Below are 12,261 nucleotides of genomic sequence, written 5' to 3' on the forward strand. Positions count from 1 at the left end.
TGCGATGCCGACTTTCGACTATCGGGCCGAAGACGCCCAAGGGCGGCGCTGCAAGGGGCGCGTGGAGGCCGACAGCGCCCGTCATGCCCGTCAGTTATTGCGCGAACGCGGATTGCTGCCTTGGGAGCTGCGCGAGGGCGAGGCGCAAGCCACCCTGGGTGCCCGCTTCGTCGGGGGGCGCCTGAGTCCGGCCGACCTGGCCTTGTTGACGTTGCAGCTCTCCACGCTGATCCAGGCTGGGCTCCCCCTCGAAGAATCCCTGCGGGCCGTGGCGCAACAGAGCCAGAAACGTCGCGTCGTCCACCTGCTGTCAGCGGTGCGCACTCGGGTCATGGAAGGTCACGCATTGGCCACGGCCCTGAAAGCGTTTCCCCAGGCATTCCCCGAACTGTTCTGCGCCACCGTCGCGGCGGGCGAACAGTCCGGTCACCTTGGCCAGGTGCTGGAGCAACTGGCGACTTACACCCAGGCGCGTCAGGCGTCTCGCCAACGCATTCAATTGGCGCTGGTGTACCCGCTGATCCTGCTGCTGGCCTGCGTTGCGATTGTCGCTTTCCTGCTGGGCTATGTGGTGCCGGATGTGGTGAAGATTTTCATCGACAGTGGCCAGCGGTTGCCCTGGCTCACCCAGGCGCTGATCGCGGTGAGCGATGGGGTGCGCCGCTATGGGGCGCTGATGCTCGTGGTCCTGGCCGGTGGGCTCGGGCTGTGGCGCTGGAGCCTGCGCCAGCCGCTGTGGCGCCTGCGCTGGCATCGCCTGCTGCTCAGGCTGCCGCTATTAGGCGACGTTTTGCGGGCGATGGAAGCCGCCCGATTCGCCAGCACCCTGGCGATTCTGAGCCAAAGCGCCGTGCCCCTGGTCGAGGCCCTGCACATCGCCGCGCAGGTCATCGGCAACCTGACCATCCGTGCCCGCATGGCCGATGTTGCCCGTTCGGTGCGCGAGGGCGGAACCCTGACCCGAGGCCTGGAACTGGGCGGCGATATTCCGCCGCTGATGTTGCACATGATCGCCAGCGGTGAACGGGTCGGCGAACTGGATCGCATGTTGGCCCGTGCCGCCGAACAACAGGAGGTCAGCCTCGCGGCGCGGATTGCGCTGGTGGTGAGCCTTTTCGAACCGGCCATGTTGGTGGTGATGGGCGGCGTTGTGCTGCTGATCGTCATGGCCATTCTCCTGCCTATCTTGAGCCTCAACCAATTGGTGAATTGATCGATGAAACTACAAAACAACCGGCCCGCACGCCTGCAACGCGGCTTTACGCTGATCGAAATCATGGTGGTGGTGGTCATCATCGGCGTGCTGGGCGCCATGGTGGTGCCGCAGTTCATGAGCCGTCCCGATCAAGCCAAGATCACGGCCGCCCGCACCGATATCCAGGCGATTTCCACGGCGCTGGAAATGTACCGGCTCGACAATTTCCATTACCCCTCGACCCGGCAGGGCCTCGATGCACTGAGTAAACGTCCGTCCGGCACACCTGCGGCAAGAAACTGGAACCCACAGGGCTATCTGAAAAGCCTGCCGATCGATCCCTGGGGCACGCCTTATCAGTATCTCAATCCTGGTCTCAAGACCGCCGATGGCAGCTACGACCTGTACTCGCTGGGTGCCGATGGCGAGCCGGGCGGTGACGGCACGGCGGCCGACATCGGCAACTGGGGCGAATGAGCATGGGCCGTCGCTGCAGGGGGTTCACGTTGCTTGAACTGATGGTCGTCATTGTCTTGATCGGGGTCTTGGTGGGTATGGTCAGCCTCGCCATCGGGCCGAGCCCGGCGCGTGAGGCCCGGCAGCAAGCGCAGGACTTCGTCCGTGTGGTGCAGCAGTTGCGCGAGCGGGCGGTGCTGGATGGGTTGGAATACGGTGTGCGAGTACAGCCTCGCGGCTATCAGGCCGTGCGACTCGACGTCGGCGATTGGACTGCGGTGGCGCCCATGCAGCGGTTACCTGAAGGCATCACGCTGGGGCTGGAGCAGGACGGTCATGCCTGGGTCCTCGACGAGACGCCAGGCGCACCGCAATTGCTGATGCTCAGCAGCGATGAGATCAGCCCGTTCAGGTTGCTGGTGAAAGTCGCCGGCCAGCGTATCGCGCGGGTGTCGAGCGATGGTCTGGCGGAGCTGTCGATTGATGAGTGAGTTGCGCAGGCCGGCCGCTTGCAAGGGATTTACCTTGCTGGAGGTCATGATCGCCCTGACGATTTTTGCGACGGTGGCAGCGGCAGCGCTGTCGGCCAGCCAGTTCGTGCTCAGGCAAAGTGTCGCGCTCGAGGACCGCCTGTTCGGCGCCTGGCTGGCCGACAACCAGTTGAGCGAGCTGCGCCTGCAAGCCGCCGCTGCGCCGGGCCGCCAGCACCTGACCCGATCCATGGATCGTCGCGACTGGACCTTGCAACAGCGTATCGCCGCGGCCCGCGACCCGCGTCTGCTTCAAGTCGAGATCCAGGTCAGCCGCGCCGACGGCTCGTCCGCCCTACACCAAGTGACCGGGTGGATCCGCAACCGTCATGAATAGACAGTCGGGGTTCACCTTATTGGAACTGGTCATTGCCATCGCCCTCTTTGCGTTGCTCGGCCTCGCCGGTTGGCGGCTGTTCGACGCTGTCGTGCGTACTCAGCAAGGGGCCGGTCAGCATGAGCGGGAAATCAGGGCCTTGCAGCGTGCCGTGGGCGTGATCGAGCGCGATGCGTGGCAAGCCGTGGCCGGGTCTGTCGTGCTCGCGCCGGGGCACCTGCAATTGCAGCGCAGCCACTGGCGCAATCCACTGGACCAGCCCCGCAGCGAACGGCAGACGGTGAGTTATCGGCTTGAAGGTGCAGCGTTGTGGCGCGACAGCTTTGGCGAGGGAACGGCCACCCTGCAGCGGCAGAAACTGCTCGATGATGTCCGCAGCCTGAGTTGGCGCCTGTTTGAATCGCAACGGGGTTGGCACGGCGAAGCCGCGGGCGACGGCTGGCCGCTGGCATTGGAACTGAACGTGTCGACGGGGCGCTTCGAACAGATCCGTCGGGTCCTGCTGTTGCCGGGAGCGTTGCCATGACGCATCAACGCGGGGTGGCATTGATCAGTATGCTGCTGGTGTTGAGCCTGGCGTTGTTGCTGGTCGGTGGAATGTTGCGCAGCCATCGCCTGTTGTTGCACAGCAGCGCGCAGCAGCTGCAACAGGTCCAATTGCGCCAATTGGGCCTGGCCGCCGAGGCCTGGGCGCGCGCCGTGCTGGAAGACAGCGTGGACACCCAGGCCGGGCCCGTCGACCTGAGCCAGGACTGGGCCCGGCTGGCGCTTGCCCTGGCGCTGGATGACACCGGAATCGACGTTGATATCGAAGACCTGTCCGGGCGTCTGAACCTCAATCCATTGTTGGTCCGCGGGCAGATCGATCAAGTGACCTTGGGACGGTGGGCCCGGTTGCTCACCCTGCTGGATTTACCGGCGCTGTCGTTGCCCCAGGTCGGAGCCGTCCAGGAGCTGAGTCAGCTGCGTCTGTTGCCCGGTATCGACGGTCAGACCCTGCAACGCCTGGAACCGTGGGTGGCAGTGCTGCCCATGGACGCGCAACTGAATATCAACACCGCACCGCAGCGTGTCCTGATGGCCTTGGACGGCATGGACGGCGGCGTTGCAGACGCCGTGATAGCGCGGCGTGCCGACACCCCCTACGCCAGTGTCCAGGCGTTCACTGGCGACCCATTGTTGTCCGGCCTGGGCCTGAGCAGCCATGGCCTGGGCGTGAGCAGCCGCTGGTTCCGGATCACCGTGAACGTGACTCAAGCGAACCGCCACCTGCGCCTGGCCTCGGACATCGAACGTGATCCGGTGACTGGCCTCTGGAGTGTTCGCCAGCGTCGTTTTTTACCCATCAGCCCCAGTGAGCTTCCTTGATGAAAACCTGGCTTTACCTGACCGCCGAAGGCATGGGTGCCCCGTGCGCCAATTGGCGTTGCTGTGTGTGGTCGCCCTCGGGTGAACGCCGCTGCCTGCCTTTGCACGAAGCCGCTCGCGAGTTGAGCGGGCGGGTCGTCGATGTGCTGTTGCCGATGGAAATGTGCAGCTGGATGCGTAGCGATCCCTGGCCCTCTCGACGCCAACCCCGACCCCAGGCCCTGGCATTCGCTATCGAAGAGCAACTGAGCGAGAGCCTGGAGGCGCTGCACATCGGCATCGGTTTACGGGACCGTCAGCAGCGCTATCCGCTGCTGGTGATTCAGCGGGCCCGATTCCAGACTCTGCTGGCGTTGCTCGACGCCCATGGCATTGATGCCCGGGCGATCCATGTCGATGCTGAGCTGATCGCTGAGGACAAGGCTTTCGGGGTGCGCTGGTTCGGTCGCTGGCTGCTGGGTGGAGCGCTACCGGCGCGGATGGCGCTGTCGGTCCAAGCCTTGGCAACGCTTAAGCCGAATCTGTCCGGGGACATCCACTGGCTGGACGAGGCGACTGACCGTCCCGGCATCGACGAGTGGTTGCTGAGCACCGAGGGACATCCCATCAACCTGTTGCAGGGTGAATTCCGGCGGCGGCGTCAGCGTCTACCCTGGCGCGGTTCGGCGATGGCCGTGCTGGGCATGTTTGCGCTGACCTGGGCGTTCGATGAAGCCCGCATCGGTTTTCTGCACAATGAAACCCGTCGCCTGTATGCGCAAGGCGAGCAGCAATTCAGGTCGCTCTATCCCGGGCAGGATCCCAGCGTTGACCTGGCGGCGCAGTTCCAGGCATTGCAGCAGCGTCGCGGTCAAAACCAGGTCACCCAGGTCGGTCGGTTGGCCCGCCTGACTGAACAGGTGGTTGGCGCCAGTCATGTCGCGGTGCAGCAGATCGAGTACCGAGAGCACGAAGGCTGGAAAATCCAACTGACCGCCAACAGCTTCATCGAGCTTGAGCAACTGCGTGAACGCGGGCAGCAAAACGGCCTGCCCATTACCTTGGGCAGCGCCAGCAAGCAGAACAACCGGGTACAGGCGACCCTCACCCTGGAGGACAGTTGATGAGTCTCAGTGGATGGACGCGCCTGAAGCAGGCCTGGGCAAGCATGTCTGGCCGCGAGCAACGGTTGTTGCTGGGCCTCGCCGGGGTGGTTCTGGTGGGGGTGGGTTATGCCTCGATCTGGCAACCTACCCGCCAACGCCTGGAGATAGCTGAGCGGCAGTATCGCCAACAGGCACAATTGAATGCACGGATCCAGCGCGCCGAACCCGACCGGGATACGAGCACCGCTCTGCGCCCGTTGTCGGTGCGGGTCAACGACAGTGCGACAGCGGCGGGCTTGGAAATAGTCGAGATGGAGATCGAGGGCGATTCGTTACGGCTCACCGTCACTGGCGATGCCAATCCGCTGCTCCATTGGCTGGATCGCCACGAACGGGACGGTGCGGCTGTGCGATCGTTGGCCTTGGAAGCGCGCGATGGGATGTTGGAAGCGCGGGTGGTGTTGCGTCAGTGATTAGCTGGACATGTGCCTGATGCCAGTCAGTTGGAAATCAAACGGCGCAAACCCTGTGGGAGCGAAGCTTGCTCGCGATGGGGCAGACCAACCGACATTGTTGCTGGCTGACTTACCGCAATCGCGAGCAAGCTTTACTCCCACAGGTGGTGTTCAGACCGGCATGTTTCCTGGCAACACCGGCAATTTCGCCAGTTTTACCGCCACCGACAACGCCACCAGCAGCAGCGCGCCAATGAACAGGCCGACACCGTTCCATCCACCCAGGTGCCAGGCCACGCCGCCGGCGGTGCCGGCCACGCTCGAACCGGCGTAATAGCTGAACAGATAAAGCGATGATGCCTGGCCCTTGGCGGTGAGGGCACGGCGGCCGATCCAACTGCTGGCGACCGAGTGGGCCCCGAAGAAGCCGAACGTGAAGACCAGCATGCCAGGGATCACCAGCGTCAGGGGCGTCGCCATGGTCAGTGCGAGACCGGCCAGCATCAAGGCAATGGTGGCCCAGAGCATCTTGCGTCGGCCGAGCTTGTCCGCCAGTGCGCCGACTTTGGCCGAGCTGTAGATGCCCGACAAGTACACCACCGACAGCAGGCCAACGAAGGCCTGATCCAGGTGATAAGGCTCGGCCAGCAGGCGGTAGCCGATGTAGTTGAACAGCGTCACGAAGGCGCCCATCAGCACGAAGGCTTCGAGAAACAGCAACGGCAAGCCAGCATCGCGAAAGTGCCGGGTGAAGCCGTCCAGCAAGCTGCGTGGATGCAGTGAGCGTGGGCGGAAATTGCGCGACTCGGGCAGGATCCTCCAGAACACCGCCGCGGCGATCAGGGCCAGGCCGCCAATCACCAGCATCGCGGTGTGCCAGCTGACAAAGTCGATCAGCACGCCGGTGATCAAGCGCCCGCACATGCCACCGATGGCGTTGCCGGCGATGTACAGTCCCATCGCCAGGCCGATGTGCTTGGGATGGATCTCTTCACTCAGGTAGGTCATCGCGACGGCGGCCAATCCGCTCAACGACAGCCCCACCAGGGCCCGGAGCAGCAGTACGCCATGCCAGGTCGGCATCATGGCGCTGGCCACGGTGCACAGTGCGGCGGCGAACAGTGCGGTGACCATCACCGACTTGCGGCCGATGCGGTCGGAAATCGGCCCGGTGATCAACAGGCCGACGGCGAGCAGGCCGGTCGCCACCGACAGGATCAGGCTGCTTTGCGCCGCATTGACGGAAAATTCCCTGGACAGCAATGGCATCATCGGCTGCACGCAATACAACAGGGCAAAGGTTGCGAAGCCACCGCAGAACAGCGCCAGTACCGTGCGCATGAACATCGGCGTGCCTTTTTCTATGTAGATGTCCTTCAATTCGGTAACGACGGCGTCCTGCACGCGGGAGGGGATTTCATGGGCCAGTGGCGCGACAGCAGTTTTCACGATGGACCTCGCAAGAGCACGATCAGGCAGGCAATGAAAAAAAGCATATAGCTGACTAACGTTTCTATCCAATATATTGTTCGACCTGTTTAAGACGTTTAGCGACCTATTGGATGGCCCATGGAACTGCGTCACTTGCGTTACTTCATCGCCGTGGCCGAGGAACTGCATTTCGGCCGCGCCGCGCTGGCTTTGGGTATTTCCCAGCCGCCCCTGAGCCAGCAGATCCAGGCGCTGGAGCAGGAGATCGGCGCGCGCTTGTTCGAACGCACCAATCGTCGGGTCGAGTTGAGCGAAGCCGGGCGGCTGTTCCTCGAAGAGGCGCGGCGGGTACTGGCCCAGGTCGACAAGGCCGCCGACGTGGCGCGTCGCGCCCAACAAGGGGAACTGGGTGAACTGAAGATCGGCTTCACCTCTTCGGCGCCGTTCAACTCCACCATTCCCCAGGCGATCTTTTCGTTTCGCCAGCGGTTCCCGGCCGTGCACTTGAACCTGCGGGAGATGAGCAGTACCCAGGTGGCCGATGCGTTGCTGGACGAAACGATCGAGATCGGCATCATGCGGCCCCTGCCGCTGCCCGATGCCTTGAGCGAAATCGAGCTGAGCCGCGAACCGCTGGTGGCGGTGCTCAGTGCCAAGCACCCGCTGGCCCAGAGCAGTGACGAGGGATTGTTTCTCTCGGCACTGGCCCAGGAGCCGTTCGTGTTCTTCCCCCGTAGCTACGGCAGTGGCCTCTATGCACAACTGCTGAGCCTGGCCCGTGACGCCGGCTTCAGCCCCCACTTTGCCCAGGAAGCCGGCGAAGCCATGACCATCATCGGCCTGGTGGCGGCAGGGCTGGGGGTTTCGGTATTGCCGGCGTCTTACCAGCGGATACGGGTCGATGGCGTGGTCTACCGGCCATTGCTCGACCCGGCGGCGGTGTCGGCGGTGTGGTTGGTGCAGCGTAAGGACCAGCGTTCGCCGATGGCGAAGGCGTTTGTGGAGTTATTGGCTAAAAATACCGGTATTTCTGGTTCTGAAAGGACGGCTTGAAAGAGGCCGCCTTTGGGCTAATGCCGATCAGTTAAGCCACAACTCTGTGGGAGCAAGCTTTGCTCCCACAGAGTTTGTGCTGTTTGATCCTTAACTGACTGGCATTACGCCTCTCGGCGCCCTTTTTTCTTAGCCTTCCCAAACCGTCGCAGGGCCATTGGCGTGGTAGTCGTAGAACCCTCGGAGTATCCAGCTATCGCCCTCGCGTTCAAACGCGGCGCGCCATGCGCCTTTGCCACCGCCCGGGGTCAGTTGGGCCATGGTGTACCAGTAATATCGGTTGCTCTTCTTGGTGGTTACCCTTCCCGCGCGAATATCTTCGGTGATGACTCGGACCCTGGTTTTCGCCGCCTCTGAGAAGCTGGCGTAGGACATCTGGGCTTCGGCCAATGGGCTGGTGGTGACGGTGAACCTGTCCGGTGCCGGCGATGGAGTGGGTAGAACCGCAGGGGTGACGGTGGACGGTGTCCCTTCCACTTTGTGGGTTCGAGCCTGGGTCACGATCTCGATATCGAACGGTTCGTAGTTGGCCAGTGTACGGCTGAAGTCCGTGATGTCTTCCCCAGTGAGCAGCATGACGTTGCGTTGTGTCCGCCCTTTGTTGGCAATGATATAGGGCACTCGATTGTTTCTGATTTCCGTCAGCAGTCCGGGTTTGTGCCTGCGCAGCTTCTCTTCCCGCAGGGCTGTAATCAACTCGTTATAGTATTCCTCCGAGGCCGTGTATTTTTCCCGGGCTGCCTTTGTTTCCGGATCATTTCCGGGGAATCGCGCCTGCGTCGTGGCATCCAGTCTGGCTTCCACGGCATCCAACATGTCCCGAGTGTCCTTGGCTATTTTGTTCATGGCCGCCTTCTTCCTCCCGCCTGGGAAGGTGAAGGCCATGAATACCGCGCCGGTAATGTTGTCCGTTATAACCGTTGTGTTGACCTTGATCCGGTCTTCGGTAAAGAACATGTTTCTGTGCGCGAGTATCGTGTCGTATATTTTTATTTTCTGGGTCTCGCTCAGGTCAATGTTGGACACGTTTGCTTCGATGTCTCGACTACTGAGGAGGACGATGCTCCATGTATTCATTTTGTCCAGTAGTTGCATCTGAATGGCTTTGCGCCTGGACAAGTCGCCCCGCCCCCGGGTCAAGTCATCTATTCGTGCGCGGTAAGCGTTGATGTCGGCCGCACCGACATCCGCCATGCTCTCGCGCAGTATGCGTTCGGACAGCGCTTCAGGCATGGAGTCGAAGATGGCTTTTGCGGTGCTGATCGCTTCATAGGAGGGGTAGCGGTTCATCACCAGCACGCCCTCCACCAAGGCATCGCAGGTGCGTTGTCGTGGGGTTTCCGGGGGGCGACTGAACAGGCTCTGGAGCGCGCCACCTCCGTGTAACCGATGTCGCTCCTCAATGCGCCAGTGGTCATTTTCCCACGTGACCGTTCGCTGGTTCGAGCGGTTGTCCGGCGCGTAGATGATCCGTTCGCCAGCCTGGATCGCCGTTTTGTAATAGCCGTTCCCAAGCTTCAGGTAACCCTGCCCGTCGGCGCCCCTGTACCGGTGGCGTCCCTCGGTGATCAACCCATGCCCGTTGAAGCCTTTGAGCCGATAGTGTTCCAGCTCTGGATCCGGCATGCGGGGGAGGGAGGACAGGGCCGGGCGTGCCTGTTTCCGACGGCGTCCCGCGCGGGCCATGATCAGGTCCTGCCCGGCTTCGGCGATGACCTCTCCCAACCCGCCGATGAAATCGGTGGCCCATTGACGGACGCTGCCGCCCTCTTCATCGATCGCGGATACCGCGGCACCGCCCGCCATGGTCGGCAGGATCGCACGGCCCAATATGCCGCCCAACCGGCCCACCGGGAACATCGACATGGCGCCCGTGAGCAGCATGACGGCGTTTCGGCGCCCTTCCTGTGCGGACGCGCTGTCGCGCTCGGCATTGGACACCGTGAGCATTTCCGCGGTTTTCATCCCGTGGGTGATCTGCGTTTCGTGCAGCACCTTGAACAGGTCCGCTTCCACCACCGGCGAGGCGATTTTCTTTGCGAAGTCATTTTGTGCCCGGTCCTTGGTCCAGGCGAAGACGGAACGCGTGACCTTCCTGATCTTCTCCTCGAACGTCAGGTCCTCCGACATCGGCACCAGGCTGGCTAGCTGCTCGGCCTGTTCCAGCAGCGGCAGGTGCGAGATCAGCCAGCGAGCCATCTGCGGTGTGGCGGTGAGGGTCTGCACCAGGGCGGCTTCCAAGGTTCGGCTGCTGGCCGCATCCACGTCGCGAAACGTTTTGCCGTCCGGTGCCCCTGGTGTGTACAGCGTCAGCGAGGGGCGGCTCGCCAGGGCCTTGACCCCAAACGCCAGTATTTCTTTCAGTACGCTATTGCCCCAGTGCAGTTGACGGACCACCACTTCGTGCCCGCCAACCTTGACGCGTCCTGCCGCCACGGGGCTGTCCAGTGCCGCCAGTACCAGTTTCAGCCCGGTATTGTCACGGTCGAGTCTCAGGTCGCCGGAGATATGGGCGGCCCAAACCTGGGCTCGCATCTGTTGTGCTTTCAAGGCCATCCATTGCGCCTGGGTTTGCCGGGCTACAACTTGCAGCTCGGTCGGCAACCGGGCGCCGACATTGGCCCTTTCGATGACCTCGACAATCTGCGCGAAACTCAGCGGCCCTTCTATGGCGGGCCGAGGGGCATTGCGTTCATCCAGGGTCAGGTTGGACATCGCCCACTCTGTCAGGGAGCGGCGGTCGTCGATGATCCCTCTGACGCTGCCTTGGGATATCCCGGACCCAAACGGTGACCCGCCCGTGGGGGCATGTGGATCGACCAATTGCTTCCTGATGCTCAGTGACACGTCTTCAGGATCGACCGGCGGGTATTTCTCGCGGATGACACCGGCCAACAAGGTGCGGGTCCGGGCATGCAGGGCATCCGGGGTGGCCAGCGTCACGGGGTCTGGTGCCGGGACCGTTTCCACCAGGGTTGTCTGCACCGCCTGGGTCGCCTCCCACCACGCCAGACGGTCGCCACCGGTGACGTGGGGGTTGGCGTGCAACCAGTCATCAAGTTTTTTCAGGCTAAGCCGCAGTTCACGTTCATCGAGGGCGGCAGCCAGATCCAGTCGATTGCCCAATTCCGCCATTGCATCCAGCCTGCTCATCCAGGCGTCGATCTCCTCCGCTGCTGCGGGGCCATTGAGAAAAACGTTGCCGACGGAGTTCCTTTGCGCCGTCCGCAGTTCGCTGACCAGGCGGACGAGAAAGTGCTCGGCAATCGGTGCCGTTTCGATCTCGCCTCCGGGTTCGCCGTCTTCCAGCAGGCTGGCCTTGAGTGCTGCAAGGTCCTCGTGAATGTGCAGCGGTTCGCCCGGGCGGTACAGCACCGCGCCACCCGACTCGCTGACGTTGTCATGTTGGGTCAGCACCACGGCCATGGGAACTGGCACGCTGACAGCCCACCCTGGCGGGATCAGGCTCAGGCTATGGACGCCGGGCCGCTGGTATTCCGGGAATTGCCCACGAGACGCCGCGTCTGGCGCCAACAAGGCGCGCTCCACCAAGGCCTTGTGCATCGCCGGGCGCAACGTGCCGTCCAGCTTGTGGAGGTCCGCCTGGGCCTTGAGCTGTACGGCCCATTCATCGGCCAGCCAGATGCTGACGCTACGACCCTGACTGAAATCGGTGGGTTCGGCCCAGAAGTCGTCCAATGCCTGGGTCAACAGTTGTGTGCACGAGTCGGGCGTGATGCTGATCAGGCGCTTGAGGTTCTCCAGGGCTGCGGGCGTAGGCGCGGCGTAATACTGATCAGTGACGAAGTCTATGTTGCTCGACTCGTCGAAGAACGCCTGCGTATCCAACCGACCCGCGATCGCCTGAACAAAAAGCGTGTCGAGGCGCACCGTGGTCTTGGCCCCGTCCTTTTGTCTGCATACGAAGATGTCTTTGGCAGTGAGGTTGCCGGACAGGGCGGGGAAGGCGCTGCGAAATTCATTATCCAGATACCTTGCCAGCACCTTCGAGGCACGTGGGACGGCGTCGTTCAGGCGGATCATCCGTTGCTGCGAGGTTTCCAGCAGGCTGATCAGTGGGGTACTCGGGTTTGTCGGGCTATCAGTCCGTGAGGGGGTGTTTTCCAACATGTGCTCTTCCTGAGAACGTTTTCGGAAGAACAACCTATTGAAGATGGACGATGACTGGGTGGTAGATAGATACCGCACGTGGCGGTGTCGGGCGGGGTAGGAGGGACAGTGAACTGGTCAAGTAATTCTGGACACCAGTTAAGGTTTCACGCCGCCAGTTTCTCCATAGCTACCGGCGACCGATAGTCGTTGTAGCTATGGAGCCTGACGTTGTTGTAAC

General features: G+C 62.5%; 11 protein-coding genes. 9 read left to right on the forward strand and 2 right to left on the reverse strand.

The features are described from left to right. The first annotated feature begins 4 nt into the window (after positions 1-4). From gspF to gspM, 8 genes are read left to right on the forward strand one after another with little or no spacing between them, the layout of a single operon-like run. Positions 5-1,213, forward strand: a complete 1,209-nt coding sequence (gene gspF, locus FGE05_RS16370; protein ID WP_139646530.1) for a type II secretion system inner membrane protein GspF — start codon at positions 5-7, stop codon at positions 1,211-1,213. 3 nt (positions 1,214-1,216) lie between these two features. Beyond that, entirely contained in the window at positions 1,217-1,672 is a 456-nt protein-coding gene (gspG, locus tag FGE05_RS16375) for a type II secretion system major pseudopilin GspG (protein ID WP_055136905.1), read from the forward strand. A 2-nt stretch (positions 1,673-1,674) separates the two neighbouring features. Continuing rightward, positions 1,675-2,142, forward strand: a complete 468-nt coding sequence (gene gspH / locus FGE05_RS16380; RefSeq protein ID WP_139646532.1) for a type II secretion system minor pseudopilin GspH — start codon at positions 1,675-1,677, stop codon at positions 2,140-2,142. After that, positions 2,135-2,518 carry a type II secretion system minor pseudopilin GspI gene (gene gspI / locus FGE05_RS16385; RefSeq protein ID WP_139646534.1) on the forward strand — a complete coding sequence of 128 codons (384 nt, stop codon included), beginning with the start codon at positions 2,135-2,137 and terminating at the stop codon, positions 2,516-2,518. The genes gspH and gspI overlap by 8 nt, the downstream gene beginning before the upstream one ends. After that, complete coding sequence (locus FGE05_RS16390; protein ID WP_139646536.1) at positions 2,511-3,044, forward strand: type II secretion system protein GspJ; 534 nt, start codon at positions 2,511-2,513, stop codon at positions 3,042-3,044. The genes gspI and FGE05_RS16390 overlap by 8 nt, the downstream gene beginning before the upstream one ends. Next, positions 3,041-3,886: a type II secretion system protein GspK gene (locus FGE05_RS16395; RefSeq protein WP_139646538.1), complete on the forward strand. Its 846-nt coding sequence runs from the start codon at positions 3,041-3,043 to the stop codon at positions 3,884-3,886. The genes FGE05_RS16390 and FGE05_RS16395 overlap by 4 nt, the downstream gene beginning before the upstream one ends. Beyond that, positions 3,886-4,989 (forward strand): type II secretion system protein GspL, encoded by a 1,104-nt coding sequence (gspL, locus tag FGE05_RS16400; RefSeq protein ID WP_139646540.1) that lies wholly within the window; start codon positions 3,886-3,888, stop codon positions 4,987-4,989. The genes FGE05_RS16395 and gspL overlap by 1 nt, the downstream gene beginning before the upstream one ends. Beyond that, positions 4,989-5,444 carry a type II secretion system protein GspM gene (gene gspM / locus FGE05_RS16405; RefSeq protein ID WP_139646542.1) on the forward strand — a complete coding sequence of 152 codons (456 nt, stop codon included), beginning with the start codon at positions 4,989-4,991 and terminating at the stop codon, positions 5,442-5,444. Before gspL ends, gspM begins: the two co-directional genes overlap by 1 nt. A 153-nt stretch (positions 5,445-5,597) precedes the next feature. Here gspM and FGE05_RS16410 read toward each other — a convergent pair whose 3' ends face one another. Beyond that, the gene (locus tag FGE05_RS16410) at positions 5,598-6,875 is read right to left on the reverse strand and encodes an MFS transporter (protein ID WP_139646544.1); all 1,278 of its coding nucleotides are present in this window, start codon (positions 6,873-6,875) and stop codon (positions 5,598-5,600) included. 120 nt (positions 6,876-6,995) lie between these two features. Here FGE05_RS16410 and FGE05_RS16415 point away from each other — a divergent pair, with 120 nt between their 5' ends. After that, positions 6,996-7,910, forward strand: a complete 915-nt coding sequence (locus tag FGE05_RS16415) for a LysR family transcriptional regulator (RefSeq protein ID WP_139646546.1) — start codon at positions 6,996-6,998, stop codon at positions 7,908-7,910. A gap of 129 nt (positions 7,911-8,039) precedes the next feature. Here FGE05_RS16415 and FGE05_RS16420 read toward each other — a convergent pair whose 3' ends face one another. Further along, positions 8,040-12,041, reverse strand: a complete 4,002-nt coding sequence (locus FGE05_RS16420) for a dermonecrotic toxin domain-containing protein (RefSeq protein WP_139646548.1) — start codon at positions 12,039-12,041, stop codon at positions 8,040-8,042. Between the last annotated feature and the right edge of the window lie 220 nt (positions 12,042-12,261).

The sequence above is a fragment of the Pseudomonas sp. ICMP22404 genome (assembly GCF_006227205.1).
Taxonomy (GTDB): Bacteria; Pseudomonadota; Gammaproteobacteria; order Pseudomonadales; family Pseudomonadaceae; genus Aquipseudomonas.

Excerpts from the sequence above, each read along its gene's own strand:
- gspM (WP_139646542.1), top strand. The coding sequence starts at position 4,989 with ATGAGTCTCAGTGGATGGACGCGCCTGAAGCAGGCCTGGGCAAGCATG.
- FGE05_RS16390 (WP_139646536.1), top strand. The coding sequence starts at position 2,511 with ATGAATAGACAGTCGGGGTTCACCTTATTGGAACTGGTCATTGCCATC.
- gspG (WP_055136905.1), top strand. The coding sequence starts at position 1,217 with ATGAAACTACAAAACAACCGGCCCGCACGCCTGCAACGCGGCTTTACG.
- gspL (WP_139646540.1), top strand. The coding sequence starts at position 3,886 with ATGAAAACCTGGCTTTACCTGACCGCCGAAGGCATGGGTGCCCCGTGC.
- FGE05_RS16395 (WP_139646538.1), top strand. The coding sequence starts at position 3,041 with ATGACGCATCAACGCGGGGTGGCATTGATCAGTATGCTGCTGGTGTTG.
- gspI (WP_139646534.1), top strand. The coding sequence starts at position 2,135 with ATGAGTGAGTTGCGCAGGCCGGCCGCTTGCAAGGGATTTACCTTGCTG.
- gspF (WP_139646530.1), top strand. The coding sequence starts at position 5 with ATGCCGACTTTCGACTATCGGGCCGAAGACGCCCAAGGGCGGCGCTGC.
- gspH (WP_139646532.1), top strand. The coding sequence starts at position 1,675 with ATGGGCCGTCGCTGCAGGGGGTTCACGTTGCTTGAACTGATGGTCGTC.
- FGE05_RS16420 (WP_139646548.1), bottom strand. The coding sequence starts at position 12,041 with ATGTTGGAAAACACCCCCTCACGGACTGATAGCCCGACAAACCCGAGT.
- FGE05_RS16415 (WP_139646546.1), top strand. The coding sequence starts at position 6,996 with ATGGAACTGCGTCACTTGCGTTACTTCATCGCCGTGGCCGAGGAACTG.